Annotated in this window: 21 protein-coding genes, 6 tRNA genes and 1 rRNA gene; 19 read left to right on the top strand and 9 right to left on the bottom strand. The window is 39.3% G+C overall.

What is annotated here, in order from left to right; translation table 11 throughout:
• Positions 1-49 precede the first annotated feature (49 nt).
• From rrf to OK414_RS18835, 8 genes are all read left to right on the top strand, one after another.
• Positions 50-165 (top strand): 5S ribosomal RNA (rrf, locus tag OK414_RS18870).
• A 125-nt stretch (positions 166-290) separates the two neighbouring features.
• Entirely contained in the window at positions 291-1,142 is an 852-nt protein-coding gene (locus tag OK414_RS18865; RefSeq protein ID WP_034650090.1) for a tyrosine-type recombinase/integrase, read from the top strand.
• 340 nt (positions 1,143-1,482) lie between these two features.
• Positions 1,483-1,559 (top strand) — tRNA-Ile (locus OK414_RS18860).
• 15 nt (positions 1,560-1,574) lie between these two features.
• Positions 1,575-1,667: transfer RNA gene (locus OK414_RS18855), tRNA-Ser, on the top strand.
• A gap of 18 nt (positions 1,668-1,685) precedes the next feature.
• A tRNA-Met gene (locus OK414_RS18850) sits at positions 1,686-1,762 on the top strand.
• 10 nt (positions 1,763-1,772) lie between these two features.
• Positions 1,773-1,857: transfer RNA gene (locus tag OK414_RS18845), tRNA-Leu, on the top strand.
• A gap of 9 nt (positions 1,858-1,866) precedes the next feature.
• Positions 1,867-1,937 (top strand) — tRNA-OTHER (locus OK414_RS18840).
• A gap of 115 nt (positions 1,938-2,052) precedes the next feature.
• Positions 2,053-2,143 (top strand) — tRNA-Ser (locus tag OK414_RS18835).
• Between the two features lie 344 nt (positions 2,144-2,487).
• Here OK414_RS18835 and OK414_RS18830 read toward each other — a convergent pair.
• Positions 2,488-3,663 (bottom strand): NupC/NupG family nucleoside CNT transporter, encoded by a 1,176-nt coding sequence (locus OK414_RS18830; protein WP_171776842.1) that lies wholly within the window; start codon positions 3,661-3,663, stop codon positions 2,488-2,490.
• Positions 3,664-4,096: 433 nt separating this feature from the next.
• Between OK414_RS18830 and OK414_RS18825 the strand changes: the two genes are divergently transcribed.
• Entirely contained in the window at positions 4,097-4,762 is a 666-nt protein-coding gene (locus tag OK414_RS18825; protein WP_216875224.1) for an MOSC domain-containing protein, read from the top strand.
• Positions 4,763-4,819: 57 nt separating this feature from the next.
• On the opposite strand, the gene OK414_RS18820 is transcribed toward OK414_RS18825, so the two are convergent.
• Together OK414_RS18820 and OK414_RS18815 are read right to left on the bottom strand one after the other, a co-directional pair.
• On the bottom strand, positions 4,820-5,659 hold the full coding sequence (locus OK414_RS18820) for a C40 family peptidase (RefSeq protein WP_013058260.1): 840 nt from the start codon (positions 5,657-5,659) through the stop codon (positions 4,820-4,822).
• A 434-nt stretch (positions 5,660-6,093) separates the two neighbouring features.
• On the bottom strand, positions 6,094-6,744 hold the full coding sequence (locus tag OK414_RS18815) for a DUF975 family protein (RefSeq protein ID WP_013084251.1): 651 nt from the start codon (positions 6,742-6,744) through the stop codon (positions 6,094-6,096).
• A 193-nt stretch (positions 6,745-6,937) separates the two neighbouring features.
• Here OK414_RS18815 and OK414_RS18810 point away from each other — a divergent pair, with 193 nt between their 5' ends.
• Entirely contained in the window at positions 6,938-7,291 is a 354-nt protein-coding gene (locus tag OK414_RS18810; protein WP_034650098.1) for a DUF4181 domain-containing protein, read from the top strand.
• On the opposite strand, the gene OK414_RS18805 is transcribed toward OK414_RS18810, so the two are convergent.
• Positions 7,251-7,448, bottom strand: coding sequence for a hypothetical protein (locus OK414_RS18805; RefSeq protein ID WP_080743113.1), 198 nt, complete (start codon positions 7,446-7,448; stop codon positions 7,251-7,253). The genes OK414_RS18810 and OK414_RS18805 overlap by 41 nt on opposite strands.
• Before the next feature lie 141 nt (positions 7,449-7,589).
• Positions 7,590-8,603: a S66 peptidase family protein gene (locus OK414_RS18800; protein WP_263045346.1), complete on the bottom strand. Its 1,014-nt coding sequence runs from the start codon at positions 8,601-8,603 to the stop codon at positions 7,590-7,592.
• A 148-nt stretch (positions 8,604-8,751) separates the two neighbouring features.
• On the opposite strand from OK414_RS18800, the gene OK414_RS18795 reads away from it, so the two are divergent.
• Both OK414_RS18795 and OK414_RS18790 read left to right on the top strand, forming a co-directional pair.
• Positions 8,752-9,264, top strand: coding sequence for a sigma-70 family RNA polymerase sigma factor (locus tag OK414_RS18795; RefSeq protein WP_016765037.1), 513 nt, complete (start codon positions 8,752-8,754; stop codon positions 9,262-9,264).
• 19 nt (positions 9,265-9,283) lie between these two features.
• A complete protein-coding gene (locus tag OK414_RS18790) occupies positions 9,284-10,447 on the top strand; it encodes a DUF4179 domain-containing protein (protein ID WP_263045345.1) in 1,164 nt (387 codons plus the stop codon).
• 45 nt (positions 10,448-10,492) lie between these two features.
• Here OK414_RS18790 and OK414_RS18785 read toward each other — a convergent pair whose 3' ends face one another.
• Positions 10,493-10,912 carry a MarR family winged helix-turn-helix transcriptional regulator gene (locus OK414_RS18785; protein WP_016765035.1) on the bottom strand — a complete coding sequence of 140 codons (420 nt, stop codon included), beginning with the start codon at positions 10,910-10,912 and terminating at the stop codon, positions 10,493-10,495.
• Positions 10,913-11,057: 145 nt separating this feature from the next.
• Here OK414_RS18785 and OK414_RS18780 point away from each other — a divergent pair, with 145 nt between their 5' ends.
• Both OK414_RS18780 and OK414_RS18775 read left to right on the top strand, forming a co-directional pair.
• Positions 11,058-11,405 (top strand): DUF6054 family protein, encoded by a 348-nt coding sequence (locus OK414_RS18780; protein WP_263045344.1) that lies wholly within the window; start codon positions 11,058-11,060, stop codon positions 11,403-11,405.
• Between the two features lie 205 nt (positions 11,406-11,610).
• Complete coding sequence (locus OK414_RS18775) at positions 11,611-11,994, top strand: FixH family protein (protein ID WP_034650105.1); 384 nt, start codon at positions 11,611-11,613, stop codon at positions 11,992-11,994.
• A 79-nt stretch (positions 11,995-12,073) separates the two neighbouring features.
• On the opposite strand, the gene OK414_RS18770 is transcribed toward OK414_RS18775, so the two are convergent.
• Complete coding sequence (locus OK414_RS18770) at positions 12,074-12,454, bottom strand: VOC family protein (protein ID WP_263045343.1); 381 nt, start codon at positions 12,452-12,454, stop codon at positions 12,074-12,076.
• A 226-nt stretch (positions 12,455-12,680) separates the two neighbouring features.
• Positions 12,681-13,610: a DUF3298 and DUF4163 domain-containing protein gene (locus OK414_RS18765; RefSeq protein WP_095378999.1), complete on the bottom strand. Its 930-nt coding sequence runs from the start codon at positions 13,608-13,610 to the stop codon at positions 12,681-12,683.
• A gap of 431 nt (positions 13,611-14,041) precedes the next feature.
• Between OK414_RS18765 and OK414_RS18760 the strand changes: the two genes are divergently transcribed.
• The 5 genes from OK414_RS18760 to OK414_RS18740 all read left to right on the top strand — a co-directional run bounded on the left by OK414_RS18760 (position 14,042) and on the right by OK414_RS18740 (position 18,079).
• Positions 14,042-14,299: a FeoA family protein gene (locus OK414_RS18760; protein ID WP_013084241.1), complete on the top strand. Its 258-nt coding sequence runs from the start codon at positions 14,042-14,044 to the stop codon at positions 14,297-14,299.
• The gene (locus tag OK414_RS18755; protein WP_034650113.1) at positions 14,292-15,023 is read left to right on the top strand and encodes a FeoB small GTPase domain-containing protein; all 732 of its coding nucleotides are present in this window, start codon (positions 14,292-14,294) and stop codon (positions 15,021-15,023) included. The genes OK414_RS18760 and OK414_RS18755 overlap by 8 nt, the downstream gene beginning before the upstream one ends.
• Positions 15,024-15,036: 13 nt before the next feature.
• Entirely contained in the window at positions 15,037-16,404 is a 1,368-nt protein-coding gene (locus OK414_RS18750) for a nucleoside recognition domain-containing protein (RefSeq protein WP_053487989.1), read from the top strand.
• Between the two features lie 197 nt (positions 16,405-16,601).
• Positions 16,602-16,979 (top strand): hypothetical protein, encoded by a 378-nt coding sequence (locus OK414_RS18745; RefSeq protein WP_013084238.1) that lies wholly within the window; start codon positions 16,602-16,604, stop codon positions 16,977-16,979.
• Between the two features lie 116 nt (positions 16,980-17,095).
• The gene (locus OK414_RS18740) at positions 17,096-18,079 is read left to right on the top strand and encodes an HD domain-containing protein (RefSeq protein WP_034650114.1); all 984 of its coding nucleotides are present in this window, start codon (positions 17,096-17,098) and stop codon (positions 18,077-18,079) included.
• 90 nt (positions 18,080-18,169) lie between these two features.
• On the opposite strand, the gene OK414_RS18735 is transcribed toward OK414_RS18740, so the two are convergent.
• A complete protein-coding gene (locus OK414_RS18735) occupies positions 18,170-19,276 on the bottom strand; it encodes a GntR family transcriptional regulator (RefSeq protein WP_034650115.1) in 1,107 nt (368 codons plus the stop codon).
• Between the last annotated feature and the right edge of the window lie 144 nt (positions 19,277-19,420).

The following is a 19,420-nucleotide window of genomic DNA, read 5'->3' as shown; positions in this document are numbered from 1 at the left end:
TTTTACTTAGCAATTTTTATTTAGTGTTAAGAAAACTATCTTTAATAGGTCTGGTGGCGATAGCAGAGAGGTCACACCCGTTCCCATATCGAACACGGAAGTTAAGTTCTCTAACGCCAATGGTAATGGGGACTTTGTCCTCGTGAGAGTAGGACGTTGTCAGGCAAAAAAACAGCCCATCATATCAATGATGGGCTGTTTTTTTGTATATTAATTTCGTTTAAATTGATTTCTACGAAATTAAATGTTATGTTTTACGTAATTTATTAGTGTATGTAGGAGGATTTAGAGTGAAAAAAAATAGCCTAGAAGTTATTCCGTTGATTGATGACTTTAGCCAATGGTTAATAGAATCAGGCAAATCTGATAATACGATTAAAACCTATCGAGCAGTGTTAAACCAATTTCATGAATGGCTTCTAAGTGAAGGTAAACATTTAGATCAAGTAACAAGAAATAATGTCCAAACTTATATGATTAACCTTGAATCTAATAATAAAAGTGCGTCGACTATAGAAAAAGCTTTTGTAACAATTAGCGTTTTTGCACGCTTTCTTGAAAAACCAGAAATTGTTCAAAATATTGAACGTAAACAAAAAGAGAAAAATAACGAGGTTGTACCACAGTCATTAGAAGCAAGTGAGCGTGACCGCCTTTTATCTGAAGTAAAGCAAGAGGGAAACCTTCGTGATATTGCTATTGTATATACTTTATTACATACAGGGATTCGGGTATCAGAGATTTGTGCTTTGAATCGTAAAGACGTAGAGATTAACAAATCTGATGGTTTTTTAATTATCCGTAATGCTAAAGGATGTAAAAAGCGATTTGTTCCTCTTTCTACAGAAGCAAGGAATAGTTTGAAGAAATATATTGATTCACTTGATTCTAATCATGAAGCTTTATTTGTCTCTAATTTTGATAGAAGAATGTCTGCACGTACGGTTCAGTACATGTTAAAAAAATATAATGTAAATCCTCATAAATTACGCCACACTTTCTGTCATGAGTTAGTTAAGAAAGGGATAGATATTGCAATAGTTGCCGAACTAGCAGGCCATTCTGATGTGAATGTTACAAAACGATACCTAAAATCTTCTACAAGAGATTTAGAAAGTGCGATTACGCAAACCTTTTTATAAAAATAAGCTCTGTAACAAGAATCATGATTCTTGTTACAGAGTTTTTTTATTTAGGTGTATGTTCCTGCTTAATAATTGCAAAATTAAGTATTAAAACACAACTTACATAGATGTTGACTTCTACGAAATTATAAGGTAAAATAATTTTTGTTGGTAGCGAAACAGATATTAATTATTAAATTACTAGTCCATGTTTCATATGAAGGGGTAGCATACGGATAAATGTAACTGACTATAAATAATTTCCATACTTATTGTTGGCATAGTCAGGGTCTGCAATACCTTTATCACCGGTTCAAATCCGATTGCCGTATCCACATTCTAATAGAGAGCTTAGAAAGGACCTTTAGCTCAGCTGGTTAGAGCAGACGGCTCATAACCGTCCGGTCGTAGGTTCGAGTCCTACAAGGTCCACCATTGAACCTGAAATATGGAGGAATACCCAAGTCTGGCTGAAGGGATCGGTCTTGAAAACCGACAGGGGTGTCAAAGCCCGCGGGGGTTCGAATCCCTCTTCCTCTTCCATTATATCTTTGTTATTATCGCGGGGTGGAGCAGTTCGGTAGCTCGTCGGGCTCATAACCCGAAGGTCGCAGGTTCAAATCCTGTCCCCGCAACCATTTTTCACATGCGGATGTGGCGGAATTGGCAGACGCGCTAGACTTAGGATCTAGTGTCTTATGACGTGGGGGTTCAAGTCCCTTCATCCGCACCATTTTAGGAAGCGCCCGTAGCTCAATTGGATAGAGCGTTTGACTACGGAGGTTAGGGGTTCGACTCCTCTCGGGCGCGCCATAAACGGGAAGTAGCTCATTTTTGGTAGAGCCCAAGTCTGATAAACGTGAGGTCGATGGTTCAAGTCCGCTTAGGTCTACTATTATTCCACAGTATCTCAGTGGGAAATCCATACAGAGAAGTACCCAAGTGGCTCAAGGGGCTCCCCTGCTAAGGGAGTAGATCGTTAACGCGATGCGAGGGTTCGAATCCCTTCTTCTCTGCCATTTTATAATTTTATCTGGTCCGTTGACCGAGTGGTCGAGAAATTGTCCTTTTAAAAAGGTAACACGGGTTCGAATCCCGGACGGGTCATTACAAAAAAGGCAGTTTGCTGATAAAGCAAGCTGTCTTTTTTATTGAATAAGAGATATTGCTTTAATCCATTATGTAAAACTAATTTAAATGTTATTAGAATGAAGATAAAAAGCATTTGATAATAGTGTCGATAACTCGAAGTATGTCAACAGAGATATTTAATAAATTTCAACATTGTAGAAACGCTCCAGATATAATCCAAAAAGAACCACCCCCAACAAAAAAGCACTCACTAAAAGTGAGTGCTTTTTCATTAAATAAATAATCCAACCATAATACCTGTTAAAATCGATCCCATTGTCGCGACTAACAGCATCTTCAAGCCGAACTTCGCAACGCGTGAAGCTTGTTCGCCGTTGATTGCTTGGATCGTACCAAGAACGATACCAATTGAGCTGAAGTTTGCAAATGAGATTAAGTAAGCTGATACGATACCAACCGTTTTTTCAGAAAGGTGAGGCATCATTTTTTGGAAGTCAAGCATGGCAACGAATTCGTTTGCTACTACTTTTGTTCCCATTACGCCGCCGGCTTTCATTAGTTCATCTGCTGGAATACCCATGATAAAGGCAATTGGGTAGAAGATATAGCCTAAAATGTCTTGAACCGTTAATCCGATTACGCCGTTTAATACGTAGTTCACTAATGCTAAAAGACCAACGTACGTTACAAGCATCGCTGCTACGATTAACGCAACGCGTCCGCCGTCTAGTGCTCCGTCGCCGATTGCTTCAAACAGCGTGCCTTGCTTAGCAGGCGCTTTAATATCGACTTCGTTTTCATCTTCCACTTTTACAGGTGCAACGATAGAAGAAACAATTAAGCCAGAGAATACGTTTAGCGGAAGGGCAATTAATACGTATTCCGCCGGAATCATCTGCATGTACGCGCCTAGAATCGAACAAGAAACGGATACTAAAGACGTTGTTGTAACGATAAATAAACGGTTTGGTGTTAAACCCTCGATGTGGTTTTTCACCGCAATTAGCGCCGTTGTATCACCAAAAATCATTGCGTTCACGGCTGTGAAGCTTTCAATTTGAGGAAGTCCGGTAATTTTTGAAACAAGTCCTCCGATATATTTGATCCCAAAGGGTAAAATACGAGAGTAGTTTAAAATACTTAATAATGCTGAAACGAATACAATCATAACTAACGTTTGGATAAAGAAAATGCCTTTTCCTGCAAGATCTCCAAACACGAACGAAATTCCGTCGTTACCAAATGATAAGATCTTTGTAAATACACTTGTGATAAAGTCAAGCACCTTGCGACCAATCGATGTATTCATCATAAAAGCAGAGATAGCGAGCTGAATAACCAGCATAACTGCGATGCCTTTGTAGTTGATAAGTTTCTTGTCGTTTGACATGAGGAACGCAACTGCTAAGACAATTACAATTCCGATAATTCCCATTAAAATTGACATTTACTTTTCTCCTTACATGTACTCTATATTTATAAAAGAGGGACGTGCATAGAAATGACTATGTAAATCGGCCTCTATTTTATATAAAAATCAGGACTTTCACGCTAGTTTTAGTAAAAATGGGCAAAATTTTTTAGGCCATAAAAAAAATGACGTAATTGTAAAATAATATTTACTATGTGCTAATATGTAAAAAAACATGCAGAGCTGACATAATAACTTATATTTCGACAGCCTCTACTATCTTAAATCATTTCGAACAAAAGAAAAAGAGGAAATGAAGATATTTTTAATATAATTGTGAAATATTTTTTAAACTTTCATGATATTGCCAAGATTTTAGTGGAATACATGAAAAATAAGAGATCCATCTTTAAAATGTGGTAAAATATGACGTAATTAGTAAGGGAAAATGGGGAAGGGAGAGATACGAATGAATCAACCTAAAATAATTCATTTAGCAACCGGCATGCCTGAACAAATGGCATACAGTCCCGGCAAAGAAATACGTACAGGCATATGCAAGAAGCAAGTAGACGAAACGTTTTTAGCCAAAGAAGGATTTCAAGGTGACGGCGTAGCGGACTTAAGGTATCACGGCGGACGGGATCGTGCGGTGTGCGTGTATCCGTATGAACACTACCAAAAATGGAACGAAGAGTTTGATACGGAGCTGCCAATGTCTGCGTTTGGAGAAAATCTTGTGCTATCAGGCATGGTTGAAAAAGACGTATGCATTGGAGACGTTTATCAAGTAGGAGACGCCGTTATTCAAGTGACGCAAGGAAGAAATCCATGTGACACGATTACAAAGAGAACGGGCGTTAAAGGAATTTTAAAACGAATGATTGAGACAAGCTATACGGGCTATCTTTGCCGCGTGTTAAAAGAAGGTACGATTACGCAAGATGCGGAAGTGAAGTTAATTCAAGCTCATCCAGATCAAGTATCCGTGTGGTTTACGCTTGATTTATATTTCCATCGTTCAAAAGATGTAGAAGGGATGAAGCGGGCTTTAGAAGTGGCTGAGCTAGCTGAAGACTGGAAAAATAAATTTCAAACGCGGATTGAAAAGGCGCTTTCAGTAGCGCAGCGATAAAAAGTAAATGCCCTCTAATCGTTAGAACGTATCTAACGATTAGAGGGCATTTTTTTCTTAGAAGCGTCCGTATCCTAAGAAATGATCTTGATAATAAGAAACATCTAGGTCAGCTACTGCTACACCGTGTGAACCAGCATGAATCATTTGGCCGTTTCCGATGTAGATTCCCATGTGAGATGGGCCGCTTGTGTATGTGTTTTGGAAGAATACTAGGTCGCCTGGTTGTGGAGACGAAATTTTTGTCGCCATGTTCCAGTAGTTGGCTACGCTTGTACGTGAAATGCTGTGACCGCTATGATTGAACACGTATGCGATAAAGCCTGAGCAGTCAAATCCGCTTGGTGTGTTTCCTGCCCATTGGTAAGGTGATCCTACTAAACTACGTGCAACATTTACTGTGCTTCCAGAAGCCGTGCTTGTTGTTGGAGCAGGTGCTGGTGTGCTTGTTTCTTGTGCTGCAGATGTAGATGCTGTAGAGGTAGAAGGAGTTGATGTGCTTACACCTTTTACTTGGCTTGCGCTTGGTTTACCTGATGCAATTGTTACGTAGCTTGAGCTTTTTGAAATCCATTTGTTTGGTGCAATTTCAACTAAGCCGTTTGCTTCTTTTAAAATAGCAAACTCTTGACCTTGTGTTGCAGTTCCAACGACTGGAGATGAAAAGCTAGCTCCTTGACGAATATTTAACGCACTCACGTTTACGATGACTTTTTGATTAGTAGTAGTAGTTGCTTGTTGTTGAGGTACGCTTGGCGTTACCTTTTCTTGTACGGGTGCTGGTGCAGCGCCTCCGTCATTTGCACTTGCTGAAGTTGTGCTAAATGTTAGGGCAGCGGGAACAAGTAATGCTGCTAACCCCATATTCATAACTGTACGATTTGCTTTCTTTAGCATGTTCTTTCTCCCTTTCCATAACTTGTTTTATTCACAACTGTGAGTCTATCAATCCTGACAGGAAAAGTAAACATCTAATTCCAAATTACGACATTTTGTAACATAGTTTTAATATTAAAAGGCGATATAAGTAGAATTGTCACCTTCTCTGTAATAATTCTGACAATTTATCTAGGTAGAAATGTTTAGGAGATTCATAGATTTATTAGAAAATATGTAAGGAGGATGGAATTTTTCTATTTTTTTGTTGAAAAAGGAGAGGTGAATAAAAAAACAACAGCTAAATAGCTGCTGTTTCTAGAGTATATAGTTCGATGGTAACATAGTTTGTATCGAACTTAGTGAATAACGGGGCAAATTTCAACTAATGTACATGGAGAGAATACCAAACCTAAATAAAAAACCGTATTCGCAACTCGAATACGGTTTTTCGTTTATTCAGCTACTTCAGTTTCATTTGCTTTTAGCTTTTCATAAAACACACCAAGCGAAGTTGTTACGTACGGAACGAGCCATAATAACCCAATGCCAAGCGTGATGATACTTAAAATGCCCCAGCCGATAAAGCTTAAAAGGAGTAAAAAGTAGGTCCACTTGTAGCCGTTCATTAACCGTCTGCTTTCAGTAATAGATTGGTTCACCGAATAATCGGGGTTATCGCGGAATACGTAGTAAGCCTGTGAATAGGCAAGACTTTTGATGATGCCAGGAATGATTAATAAAATACTCCATAGCACGGTATAAATAATCGTTAGTAAGTAAAGTCCGAGTGTTCTAAAATATAGTCCCGCAGATGAAAACGAATCAAACACATTTCCTACACGTACACTTTCTCCTCGAACCAGACGTAATAGTACCCAGTAGTAAGAGAAAAAGAGCGGTACGAGCAGCAGGGATACAATATTAGCTAAGGTAGACTGAGAGTATTCGGTTTCGGATCCGCTTGGAAATCCGTTGATTAAAAAGTCAATAAGTCCTGGAATACCGGCAGCGATTAAATACGTAACGAACGTAAGCAGTACGGCAAATCCCCAGCGGTTTTTCAGCGCTGCGAGTGCACCTTGCTTTACTTCTTTTATTCTCATAACTTGATGTCCCCCTCTAGATGAGTTTATACAGAGAATTTAACCTGTACATTAGTCAATATATTAGCGATTTTTAAATATATGAATGCTTGCACTCATAAGTTGTGTAAAGATTTTTTAGACGCTTGAAATTTGTGGGAAATTCTTTAAAATGGAAGTATAAGGATATTTTTAGCCGGAAGGAGGAGTGAAAATGACGCTTGTGTATTTGCTGATTTTGGCAGTCGTTTATATCTTTCTGGATCTTGTCATGCGAAAAAAGCTGCATACAAAGATGAAAAAAAGCTATTGGAGAAGCTTTAAAGGAAGGCGTCCGCTGTTTATCACCATTGAAATGGTGCTGCTTGCTTCGTTTTTAGTGCTGATCTTTGTTATGCCTCCAGCCTACACATCCGTTTTTATGTTTCTTTTCTTGTTTCTCCTGTACGTGTTTCGAGGTTTCGAAGAATGGAAGTTTGAAAGAAATCAAAAAGAGTACTATCACTCGTGGCTTGGAGCAACCTTTTTCATGTTTGCTTCGTTTTTAGTGTTGATGAGAGATATGTAAAACAAGGTTGAGACATAACGAAATGAACCGCTGTTGATTTCCGTGCAAGACTTCGCTTTCCGCGGGCGGCCGGTGAGCCTCCTCGTCGCAAACGCTCCTGCGGGGTCTCACTTGTTCCGCTTTTCCCGCAGGAGTCTTCGTCTTGCCCTCCAATCAACCATTGGAAGCTCCTACATATATGAAACAAATCTACTTTCACCATAACCATAAAAAATCCGAACGAATTGGATTCTCCATCAAGAATCCAATTCGTTCGGATCTTCCTTCAATCAAACTACTTTTATACAAGCTTCTTTTTTTACGTAAAGTATTGAACAGCTGTGCCTTTATTTTTCTCTACGTTAACACTCGCATACGCGCCGTTAATAAGCGTGAGCTGAGGAGGGAGGTGTCCGCAGTCGATGTCATAGATAACTGGAATATGTAAGTCAGAAGCAAGGTCGAGATACACATCTTCAGCGGTGTAGGAATCAACGGGTTGATTAGCGCTGCTTCTGCCGAATAAAATACCTGAGCAGTTATCAAACCAGCCCGCTAGCTTAAGCTGAAGAAGTGAACGGCGAAGGTCAGCGGTCGTGAGTTCACAGTTGTCAAAGTACCAAATGACCGGCTCAGCAGGAATGTATTTTTCTCGAAACGTTTTTACGTCTCCAAAAGGAGTTCCTACTAAGTGCCTGATCACGTCAATACATCCTCCGAGAAGACGCCCTTCGATGTGCACGTCGCTTAACTCTGTATGCTTCCAAGCGGTTTGTTCGGTTAAATGAAACACGCATGGTGACGGGGTGTCATGCTGCCATTCTTTTTGATAGCGATCAGAAGAAATTTGAACCACGCTTTCTCCTTTTTTGGTCGTCAGCACCTGCTGCCACATCGCAGTCGTTGGATCCCAGTATTCTCCGCGCAAATCCACAAAGTTGGTTCCATGAGCCGTTGCAATCCCGGTGTTAAGTGTAATAGCCAGCAAAAGAACGCTGGTGTCAGAATAGCCAAGCACCCATTTTGCTGTCCATTTTGTAAAGTCTAGATGTTCAAGAATTTCAATCAGCAGCTCGCCTCCCCAAGGCGGGATAATGATATCAATGTTTCTATCTTCTATCATGGCTTGAAGCTCATTTGCACGTTTTTTAGGAGAAGCGGATTTTGCTTTATGCTGCGTCCACACGGTTTCGCCCGGTATAACAGAAAAGCCTTTTTCTTTCATTCGTTCACACGATAAAGAAAACATGGAATGAAGAGCTTGAGATACACCAGAAGAAGGTGCGGTTATGCCGATGGTTGGGTTGGATGTAAGAAAAGGATAGGTAATCATAGCGGCCTCCTTCAAAGGTTTTAGCTTATTTTACCAGCGAGAGAAATACTGAACAAGCTTATTTTTCATTTAATTTAGGAAGATTGATAGGTTTTGTAAAAAGAATCCGTATTAATAGATGTAAAAGCAAGCGGAAAGGAGCAATGTTATGGAAGATGACTGGATTGTTGCGTGTATAACGCGAAAAAAAGAAAAAGGATTAGAGCTGTTAATCGATCAGTACGGAGGGTTAATTACGGCCATTGTACGCAAGCATTTAGGCACGCTGAAAAGCTACGAGGAAGAGTGTGTAAACGACGTATTGTTAGCGGTGTGGCATCATATTGATCGCTTTGATTCGGAGAAAAATACGTTTAAAAATTGGGTTGCAGCTGTTGCTAAGTACAAAGCCATTGACTATCAGCGCAAATACATAAAAACGCAGCACGAATCGCTTAGCGAAGCGGGAATGGGTGAAACGTCAGAAGTTCATAACATTCAAACAAACGACGTGGAAGAACTCTTAGGTCACTTAAGCGAAGGAGACCGCGAGCTGTTTAAAGCGTATTACTTACAGGAAGTCGAGCTGAAGCAAATTGCTGAAAAACAGCAGACTACCATCAGCAATTTATACAACCGGCTGTCGCGCGGACGCAAAAAGTTAAAAGCGATTTTCAAATAAGAAACAAGGAGGGACAAAGATGAAAAATCAATATGACTTATTAAACGGATCTTCTGTAGATTTTGATGAATATGAAGAAATTGAGCTAACGGCAAGCGAGAAAAAGCGTATGAAAAAACGTTTAAAGCGTGACATAAAGCCGACTCGAAAAAAAGCGCGTCCGCTGATCGCCGCTGCGGTGCTGCTGCTTGCTGTGACGCCTGTAATGATGCAAAACGAAACGGTATGGGCATCGGCTGTGCGAATCAGTCAGCAAATTGGCCAGCAAATCGAGCTGCTTATGAACAAGCCTGAAGGCAGCTTGAGCAGCTATAAAAAAATGATAAATGAAACGGCGACTGACCAAGGCATTCAAGTAAAAGTAAATGAACTGATGCTGGATGACGGACAGGTGCTGCTTGGATTAACGATCAGCGCAGATGAATTTAGAAGAACTGCACTAGGGCTTAACCGAGACGCATCAATTCGACCGGGAGGGCTGCGCGTGAAAATTGGCAACATGTCGTTTTTTGATTCCGCTTCCAGTATCAGAGAGGAACCAATCAAAAACAAAGACGGAAGCTGGAACTATCTGTACGCTTTAAAACTAACGCAAGCGGATACGGACGGAGACGGAAAAATCGATGTGGAAGGCTACAATGTGCTAGATCATATTGATCCAAATAAAAATTATCAAATTAGCGCGCAGTTCACAAGTCTAGAATTTGAAAAGAATCCTGCTCAGACGAAAAGCGGGAACTACCGGGATTCTTACGGGGAGATTAAAGGAAATTGGACGGTTCATACAAGGGTAAACGGCTCAAGAATCATCGCTGATACAAAAGTGTATCCGTTGAATAAAGAAATTCCAATTAATGAAAAAGGAATAAAAGGCGTATTGTCCATCAAAGAAGTTCGCGTATCGCCTGTTTCGATTAAGCTGCACTATACGTTTACATCGTCAACCGGAAGCATCCGAGGCGGAACGGATGTCGGTGTAGACATAAAAGACCAAAATGGAAGAAACCTTTCTGAAAGCGGCAGTGGAGGAGGAACAGACAAGGTGCTAGAGATGGACGGAGAGTACCGAAATGATAAAGACGTTATTATGCTTAGATTTATTCCATATGTAAGTGATCATGAAAAAGACTGGTCAAAAGATTTAACTTCAGACGCCTTTAATTTGAAGGTAAATAACAAATAACAAAATAAAAACCAGATGCCTGCTTAGCGTGCATCTGGTTTTTTATTAGATATCCATTTTATTTAACAAGCGAAGAAACGTCTGTAATTCTTCATCCGTAAAATGGCTAAGCTTTTCACCATATTCTTTGGTGAGTACTTTTTCCATTTCTTCTGCAAACGCTTTTCCTTTATCCGTAATGGATAAGTAGACAACGCGGCGGTCTTTTTGACTGCGTACGCGCGTGACAAATTCTCTTTCCATGAGGCGGTCGCTGACGCACGTCATGCTGCTGTTTGAGATGTGCATATGCTCTGCAATCTCAGAAACGATATGATTGCCTTCTTTATACAGCAGGCGAAGCGCTAAAAATTCATTTAAAGGAATATATGATTTTAAAGTGGGGATAACCGATAGCTGCATTTTTTTCGTTTGGTTTCGCATCGTGGAAACCACATTTTGGATAAGTTGATCTCGTGTATTCATAGAGGTTGTATGCTCCTTTTTCCGTTCAAACAATTCTTTTTCTTCTATTGTACCATATTGATTGTACATAAAGAGAAGCGGCAGGTTTTTTAGTGGGAAAAAGAGAAGTAGTACATATCTGTTGCGATAGAAAGGGGCTTGAGTGATGCAAAAAGTAATTGAGTTTAAAACGATGCTGCTTCCTTTTGATGGAGCAAAAAAGCTTGTGAATGCAAATAATTCCGAAAGTGACTTATTATACAAGGAATATTATGATCTCGGAGACGGCAAGCAGATGTGTACGCTTGTGTTTGAACGCTATTTTTTCCGCACCGGCGGCAGAGGATCACTAACGATTATTTTAGAAAATGTGTCCGGTCCAAACAAAGTAAAGTGTATTCCTTCAGGAAGCGCAGCAGGGATATTAAATATTGATTGGGGAGCAAGCAAGGATTTTGTACGATGGGTAGAAAACGCCCTCTCATCGTACACGTTAGAAGAACCGCAGAGATAAAGGCAAAGCTGGAGAAGGCAATGAGCTTCTTCAGTTTTTTTTATAAAGCGAAGAGCGAGTAGAGAAATGAAAAGATGCAAAAGCTACTGTAGAAATAAGAACTTTATGTGGACAATAAGCATTTTTTCTCTTTTTACCGGATAAATGAGTATAATATGAAATTGCAGGAAGACTTCACATTTACATAATAAAGGAGAACAACATAATGAAAAAACTCAGCATCGTATTATTTGTTTTAATGATAGCTATAGTAGGCTGTTCAAAAGGAAATGATTCAAGTTCAAAAGAAGTAAAAGGAACGATTGAAGTACCGGAATCAATTCAAGCAAATGAACAAGTCAAGCTTAAAGTCCTTGTGACGCAAGGAGATAAAAAAGTGGAAAACGCCGATGACGTGCAGTTTCAAGTTGAAAAAGAAGGCTATATCAATCAAGAAATGACAAAAGCGCCGCACGAAGGAAAAGGTGTATACAGCACGGACTATACGTTTAAAGAAGAAGGCGAATATATGATTACCGCTCACGTGACGGTGGACGGTGACATGAAAATGTTTACGAAAAAAGTAGAGGTAGGCAAGTCTAAAGAGTAAAGTTTATAGCTGAAGAAGAGGCTTATATAGCCATGTAAAAGAGAATGCCTCGTGCATTCTCTTTTTTAGTAAGATGGCTTTAATCTAAGTAGTTCGATAGCTCAATCAAATTGTAATCAGGATCTCTAATATAAACAGAAACAATAGGGCCTACAGCACCTGTACGTTTGACCGGTCCTTCTTCAATTTCTGCATTATGTTTTTCTAAATGATTGATTATGCTTTCGATTTTTTCTTCTGTAATAAAACATAAATCAGCAGAGCCGGGAAGAGGATGCTTTGCTTTAGGCTCAAATTCATGGCCTGCTTGATGTAAGTTTATTTTTTGTTCACCAAAACGAAGCGCTACTCTTCCTTCTCCGAACGTTTCTTTCTGCATACCTAAGATAACCGTATAAAAGTGAATGGTTTTTTCAACGTCTTTTACCGTTAGTACAAAATGGTCTAATTTTTTAATCATTTCGTTTCCTCCTCACAATGTAAGCTTTCTTTCTCTGAAAATAGAGTAAGTATTTGATGTATGGCTGTATAATTTGATTTTCTGCAACATCCAAAAAAATGATGGTAAAAGGGAAGGAGATTAGGAATAAGCTTTCTTTTTTGCTCCGCTTATTCTGCAGAAAAAAAGAAAAAGAAGCTTGTGAACTGATGGTTCGTAAGCTTCTTTTTTGTTTTATACGATTATCTTATTTATAAACGCTGGACGGAATTTTAAACGTATGAATGCCGTTAGAATACGGGCCGTACTCATACTCACCAAATATAATGGCAATGCCGCTACTTGTGTAGTAAAACTGATCTTCTTTTAAGTTTACAGACTTAAATTCATTAACCCAGAACTGAGCACCTTTTTTATTGCGAGCAATCATTTCATTACGAATATAGTTATTAACTTTATTCAACTTAGTGTTGTTGTTAATAATATCTTTTAAGCTAATTTGTCGAGCTTTCAACAAATCGTAATTATAAGTATCAATCCAAGTGTTGCCGTGAGCGCCGCCAGCGTACGCATCATTCGTAATAGCAACACTTAAAATATTATCTTGGTTGTAAGGTACAGAGTATGTCATATTACGAGAATAAGGACCTGGTGCCCAGCCGTTTTTGCGGTCTTCCTTTTCTTGTTCTTTTAGCTCGTTGTGTTCTTTTTGTGCTTCTTTTGCAATATTTAAAAATTTTCGATTATAGCTAGCTTCAAATGGTTTATTGATAAGGCCAGATACCTGCGGATAGCTAATGTTGCTTGCTAAAGATTTCTTTGTAACCGTTACTCCTAGTGCTTGAATTTTGTCACTAGGCGCTTTTTCATACTTAATACTTGATGACTTTTGAGCATAGGTGCCCTTTGATACCCCATACAGACCACCAAATTTGCTGGACTCAGAATACACACGGAATACTTGCCCTTTTGTCACTTTTCTAGCCGCTACTAACTTGTTGTTTTTAATGTTGTAAAGATTAGTGTTCTTTAAAACGGTAACGCGTCCTATTTGCCCTTTAACCAGCTCCTGATTCCCCCACACGACTTTTGCTTCTGCAACTGTTTGCGGAGCAAGCGGCGTGAATAACAAAGCCAAACCTAAAACAACTGCGCTAACTCTTTTGAACCTTTTCATAAAAGCCTCCTAAAGTGATTTTTTGAGGTTTTAAAGCTAATCAATACTTTATTTTCAAAAAAACCCATTCACTAGTATAGCATATTTTTACAGTTTTTTATTTTTATCAATTCGTTTTTACTAAATTATTTTTCGACTTGATTCCTCTTATTAAATGATTAAATAAAATAGACCAGCGCACTTTATGCCTTCAGTAGAAATAAGAAAAAACACAGTATTTTACCCTAGACTAAAAAAGTTTCCTGTGGTAAACTTTTGGTATCATAACAAGTAAAAACTGAAAATTTTAAATAAATTATGCTGACATGTTCATTTTTCTGCACCAGCAGAATACCCTATTAAAAATCAACGAGCATATTTTTTTTACCTTAAAAGTTGGTCTAATGAAAAAAAATAACCTTAGGTAAAAAATGAGAAGGGACGAAAAATAGATGGCTAGTGTAAATAATTATCCATTGTCTACATTTACGACAGGTGAAACGGTACAGCTAGAGCGAATCGAAATCGAAGGTGCCTTAAAGCGACGCTTGTTAGATTTAGGATTTATTCCAGGAGCAATTATCAAAGTGCTTCAAAAAAGCCCGTTAGGAGATCCTGTTGCTTATCAAGTCAGTCATACAACGATTGGTCTCAGAAAAGAAGAGAGCTCAAAAATTTATGTAAAAAAAGTAGGTGATGACGATGAGTAAGTATCGTATTGCACTAGCAGGAAATCCGAACACAGGAAAAAGTACGTTATTTAATAGCTTGACCGGTCTTAAGCAACACACGGGAAACTGGACGGGAAAAACGGTAGCCAAAGCAGAAGGGACGTTTGAACACCACCAGCAGCTCTACACAATTGTCGATTTGCCTGGAACGTATTCACTGTATTCAAATTCGGCAGATGAAGAAGTAGCGCGTGACTATATTTTATTTGAAAGACCTGACGTTACGGTTGTGGTGGTCGATGCAACGGCGATGGAGCGAAATCTTAATTTAGCGCTGCAAGTGATGGAAATGACTGAAAACGTCGTGATTTGCGTGAACTTAATGGATGAAGCAAAGAAAAAAGGAATTGTGATTAACGAAAAAAAGCTCGCTGAATCGTTAGGCGTACCGGTTGTGCCTATATCAGCACGTAATAGAAAAGGAATTATAAATTTGCTCGATGCAATTGAAGGAGTCGTGCGAGGGCAGGTAAAACTTAACCCTTACCAGGTACAGTACACAAAAGAAATTGAAGCGTCACTAAAGGAGCTAGAACCTCAAGTCGCTTCTATTGTTGGAAATCAATTTCCTTTGCGCTGGATTGCTTTACGGGTTCTTGATGGAGATACGTCATTTTTAGAAACGATTCAGCTGCGTCAGCAGCAAGACATCAGTCACACAGAAAGGAGGAACAGCGCATATGGGAAATCCGTTAATTCCTGAAAACTCATTAGCAATGGAACAATTAACGCGCTATGCCCAGCAGGCAAAAGAAAAAGATCATCGTTCAAATATGGTGGCAAGCATTTATCAGTCGTCACAGCAAATATGTAAAAAATCAGTTGTGTACGAAGACCGCTCAAAGCTTCAGCGCACAGAAAAGCTAGATAAAGTCTTTACCTCGCCAATTTGGGGATTTCCAATTATGCTTGGTATTTTATCAGTAATTTTTTATATCACCATAGCCGGCGCAAATGTTCCTTCTGGATTAATCGCACAAGGTTTTGGCTGGGCGGAAGGGTACTTAACAGCTTTCTTTCAAGCGATGCATGCGCCGGAATGGCTGCACGGAATTCTTGTACTAGGGCTGTTTCGAGGTACAGGATGGGTCATTAGTGTCATGCTGCCTCCAATGGCCATCTTTTTCCCGGTATTTGCCCTTTTAGAAAACTACGGCTACTTGCCTCGCGTCGCATTTAATATGGATCGTTTGTTCAAACGAGCAGGTGCACACGGAAAGCAGTCACTAACGATGGCGATGGGATTTGGATGTAACGCCGCGGCGATTATGTCGACTCGTATTATTGAATCGCCTCGTGAACGTATGATGGCGATTTTAACAAATAATTTTGTTCCATGTAACGGCAGATGGCCTACGCTGATTTTATTAGCTTCTTTATTTATGGCGACCGGCTTTACAGGGAGTGCTAAAACTTTCGTAACGGCGCTTGTTGTAGTCGGAACAGTGTTATTTGGAATTGTGGTGACGCTGTTTGTATCGTGGGCACTGTCTAAAACGGCACTGCGCGGAGTTCCAACTCACTATACGCTAGAGCTTCCGCCTTACCGCAAGCCGAAATTTGTTGATACAATTGTGCGCGCGACGCTCGATAAATCGCTGTTCGTGTTAAAACGCGCGATTATTGTTGCAGCACCCGCAGCGGTGTTAACGTGGGTACTGGCCAACATCTATATCGGTGATACGAGTATTTTAATGCATTTTGTTCAGTTTCTTGATCCGTTTGCTAAATCGCTAGGACTAGACGGTTATATATTAGCTGCTTTTATCATTGGCTTGCCGGCTAATGAAATTGTGGTACCTGTTCTATTAATGGCGTATTTATCAACGGGTTCATTAATTGAAATTGAAGATGCGACTCGACTGAAACAAATTTTCCTTGATCACCACTGGACGTGGCTAACGGCTCTTAACATGATGTTGTTTTCGCTTCTGCATTTTCCGTGCGGAACGACGCTTGTGAATATTTATAAAGAAACCAAAAATGCAAAATGGACGTTTCTTGCTTTTGCGATTCCAACAGTGATTGCGATTGGCGTTACGTTTACGGTTGCTCAAGTGGTAAAAGCGTTTAACCTTATTTAAATATGAAATAAAAGTGCAGGGCTTTGAAAAGAGCCCTGTATTTTTTATGAGTATTCAATGAGATAAAGAGTATGATAGGGTGAACTTGATTGCTATTTGTTAGGTTAAATGGTAATTTGTATGATATAGATTTGCTTCATGCACAAAAAGAGATTAATAGAAAAAAGCGCCAATGAAATGCTAAAAGGAGGCTGACGGTGGGGATATTTTTTAATAAAATAGATTCAAAAAAAGCTAATAAGTATCAAACAAGGCTATACTCTTGTTTCACCATTCTCATCATAGTGAATGTGATTAACAGCTGGTTTCTCGATTGGCTTTGGCTTTATATCACCACAAGTAGCGTTCTTGTTATACTAGTGATATTCCTGCTCAAAACACCTAAACGTGATTTAGATGAAGAGTGGAAGCAGCTAGAAATAGAGAAAGACGAGACTTTTGAAAATAAAGTCAATCTTTTGATTCGAAATGGCAGAAGAGACGTTGATGTTATTAAATATATACGGAAAGAAAAAAATCTTGGTTTGCTTCCTGCAAAGCAGTATTTTGATCGAATTAAAGCGTCAAGTGAATAATAAAAAACGACCTCTGGTAAGACGAGGTCGTTTTTAGTTACAGGCAAATGGAACCCTGCGATGTCTCAAGTTAGATTAAAATAAGTCCAAAATAGTTAGTAAAAGGAGAGAGAAATATGCTCATACTTTATGATGAGCTGTACGGGAAATTTGAAGCAGACGGCGTTCTTTTAGAACTCATTCAAAGTGATCCTGTACAGCGTTTAAAAGGAATTTACCAAGGCGGAGCGAGCCGGTTTGTAAATGAAAACTGGAATACTACTCGATATGATCATTCCATTGGTGCGATGATGCTTGTAAATAGACTCGGAGGCTCTTTGGAAGAGCAAATAGCGGCTTTATTACATGACGTTTCACATACGGCATTTTCTCATGTGATTGACTATGTTTTGGGACAAAAAGAAGAAAATTATCATGAAATGATTTACGAACAAATTGTGACTCAGTCGTCTATTCCTTCTATTTTAAAAAGCGCCGGTTTAAACTGGCGAGAGATCTTACTCGATGAAAGCCAGTGGACGCTGCTCGAACAGCAAGCTCCGCACTTATGCGCTGACCGCGTGGATTATACGCTGCGGGATTTGTACGTATGCGGGGAGATTACTTTACAAGAAGTGCATGCGTTTTTGGATCAGCTTGTCGTATTTAATGGACAAATGGCGTGCAGTAATTTATCAGCGGCAGAGTGGTTTGTGGATGCTTACTACAAAGAAGTGATTGGCTTTTTTATGAATCCGCTTAATATGTTTGGAAATCATCAGCTGACGGAAACTATCAAGCTCGCTTTGCAAAAAGATATTTTATCTATCGAAGATTTTTTAAAGCAGGATGACGATGTGGTTTGGCTGCTGAAAAACGCTGGAGATAGCAGCGTTGAAGGGATGTTATCTGCTCTTTTTAACAGCAAAGTACAAAAAGGCACTGCTTCTTGTTATGATGTTCACCAAACGACAAAAATGCGCTGGGTTGACCCTCTTGTTATTAGTTCAAATGGGGCGAATTCTGTATCTCAGCTATCACTTATTGCTAAAAGACTAATAGAACAAGCAAAACAAAAGATCGAAAAAGGAGTATATCTCAACATTCAGGCTCCGTTATAAAGGGAATTAGTACATAAAGAAAGGGATGCATAATAATGTGCATCCCTTTCTCTCATAAGAAGTTTTATAGACCTCTAAGGGAGCCTTCTTTTAACGAACTTCATCACGCTTCGCATTTAACTCTTTAATCGTTTCACCTTCAACTAACACCGGCTGATAGTAGGTTTCGTTTGGCAAATCTTTTTTGCCCTGCAGCTTTTTAATGATCCAATCTGCCGCGTCGTGTCCCATTTGTTCTTGCGGGTGTGTTAGCGTTGTTAAATTAATCGTCGCATTTTTAGCGATGTACGAATTGTCTTGACCAATAATTGACAACTTGTCCGGAATGGACATACCAAGCTGTCTGCATACATTTACAACTTCTAATCCGACTTCATCGTTATAGCAGACAAGAGCCGTCATTTCGTCTTTGTTTTCAGTGAGAAACTCTTTTAAATTAGCGTACAAATCAAGCTTTGTTTCGGTGTTAAAAGACAGAATATGCTCAGGCTGAAAGCGGAGTTTTGCATCACCGAGCGCTTTTATGTAGCCTTTCATTCGGTACTTTCCCTGCAGGTCATCCATTTTTGCGATGAGCCCGATTTGAGTATGTCCTTTTGAAATTAATTCGTTTGTGGCAAGGTAGCTTGACTGAACGTCGTCTAGACAAAAAAACGGAACGTCCAATTCTTCGTAGTAGGCGTTAATCATCGTAAACGGAACGTCTTGTTCTTTGAATGATAAATAATAAGAGATGTTTGGATTGTACAAATTACTTTTTGTAGGCTCAACAATTAGACCGTCTACTCCGTAGGAAAGCATCATTTCCAGCGCTTTTTTTTCTTGTTCCACATCGTTATTCGTGCTTGCCAGCAGCAGCGAATAATTATCTTTATTTAATCTGCTTTCAATTCCGCGAATAATAGAAGGGAAAATATAGTCGGAAATATACGTGGTAATTACACCGATTGTTTTGTTGGCAGAAGCTCCGCTAGATTTGGATTGATACTGATTGCTTACATAGGTGCCAGATCCTTTTTCGCTTCTTAAAAATCCTTCATTCGACAGCTCTAAAATGGCTTTTCGAACCGTATGTCTGCTGACACCATACGTTTCTTGCATGACCGATTCAGTCGGGATTTGTTCGCCCATGCTGTAATCGCCTGAAAGAATTTTGCTTTTTATATCCTCAATAATCACCTGATATTTTGGCTTCATGTTTTCACTTCTTTCGTAGTTGTATACATTCAACTTTTTTTATGTATAAAATTTGTATGGACATATTTTATCATGAACGTGAATAAATGAAAAGATTTCCTTGATTTTTAATCGAAAGGAAAATGATTTAAGGGTTGAATACCG

The sequence above is a fragment of the Priestia sp. JV24 genome (assembly GCF_025910025.1).
Taxonomy (GTDB): domain Bacteria; phylum Bacillota; class Bacilli; order Bacillales; family Bacillaceae_H; genus Priestia; species Priestia megaterium.
The sequence above is the reverse complement of the archived record's forward strand: the minus strand, read 5'-3'. Positions and strand labels throughout refer to the sequence as shown.

Excerpts from the sequence above, each read along its gene's own strand:
- OK414_RS18830 (WP_171776842.1), bottom strand. The coding sequence starts at position 3,663 with ATGTCAATTTTAATGGGAATTATCGGAATTGTAATTGTCTTAGCAGTT.
- OK414_RS18825 (WP_216875224.1), top strand. The coding sequence starts at position 4,097 with ATGAATCAACCTAAAATAATTCATTTAGCAACCGGCATGCCTGAACAA.
- OK414_RS18820 (WP_013058260.1), bottom strand. The coding sequence starts at position 5,659 with ATGCTAAAGAAAGCAAATCGTACAGTTATGAATATGGGGTTAGCAGCA.
- OK414_RS18815 (WP_013084251.1), bottom strand. The coding sequence starts at position 6,744 with ATGAGAATAAAAGAAGTAAAGCAAGGTGCACTCGCAGCGCTGAAAAAC.
- OK414_RS18810 (WP_034650098.1), top strand. The coding sequence starts at position 6,938 with ATGACGCTTGTGTATTTGCTGATTTTGGCAGTCGTTTATATCTTTCTG.
- OK414_RS18800 (WP_263045346.1), bottom strand. The coding sequence starts at position 8,603 with ATGATTACCTATCCTTTTCTTACATCCAACCCAACCATCGGCATAACC.
- OK414_RS18795 (WP_016765037.1), top strand. The coding sequence starts at position 8,752 with ATGGAAGATGACTGGATTGTTGCGTGTATAACGCGAAAAAAAGAAAAA.
- OK414_RS18790 (WP_263045345.1), top strand. The coding sequence starts at position 9,284 with ATGAAAAATCAATATGACTTATTAAACGGATCTTCTGTAGATTTTGAT.
- OK414_RS18785 (WP_016765035.1), bottom strand. The coding sequence starts at position 10,912 with ATGAATACACGAGATCAACTTATCCAAAATGTGGTTTCCACGATGCGA.
- OK414_RS18780 (WP_263045344.1), top strand. The coding sequence starts at position 11,058 with ATGCAAAAAGTAATTGAGTTTAAAACGATGCTGCTTCCTTTTGATGGA.
- OK414_RS18775 (WP_034650105.1), top strand. The coding sequence starts at position 11,611 with ATGAAAAAACTCAGCATCGTATTATTTGTTTTAATGATAGCTATAGTA.
- OK414_RS18770 (WP_263045343.1), bottom strand. The coding sequence starts at position 12,454 with ATGATTAAAAAATTAGACCATTTTGTACTAACGGTAAAAGACGTTGAA.
- OK414_RS18765 (WP_095378999.1), bottom strand. The coding sequence starts at position 13,610 with ATGAAAAGGTTCAAAAGAGTTAGCGCAGTTGTTTTAGGTTTGGCTTTG.
- OK414_RS18760 (WP_013084241.1), top strand. The coding sequence starts at position 14,042 with ATGGCTAGTGTAAATAATTATCCATTGTCTACATTTACGACAGGTGAA.
- OK414_RS18755 (WP_034650113.1), top strand. The coding sequence starts at position 14,292 with ATGAGTAAGTATCGTATTGCACTAGCAGGAAATCCGAACACAGGAAAA.
- OK414_RS18750 (WP_053487989.1), top strand. The coding sequence starts at position 15,037 with ATGGAACAATTAACGCGCTATGCCCAGCAGGCAAAAGAAAAAGATCAT.
- OK414_RS18740 (WP_034650114.1), top strand. The coding sequence starts at position 17,096 with ATGCTCATACTTTATGATGAGCTGTACGGGAAATTTGAAGCAGACGGC.
- OK414_RS18735 (WP_034650115.1), bottom strand. The coding sequence starts at position 19,276 with ATGAAGCCAAAATATCAGGTGATTATTGAGGATATAAAAAGCAAAATT.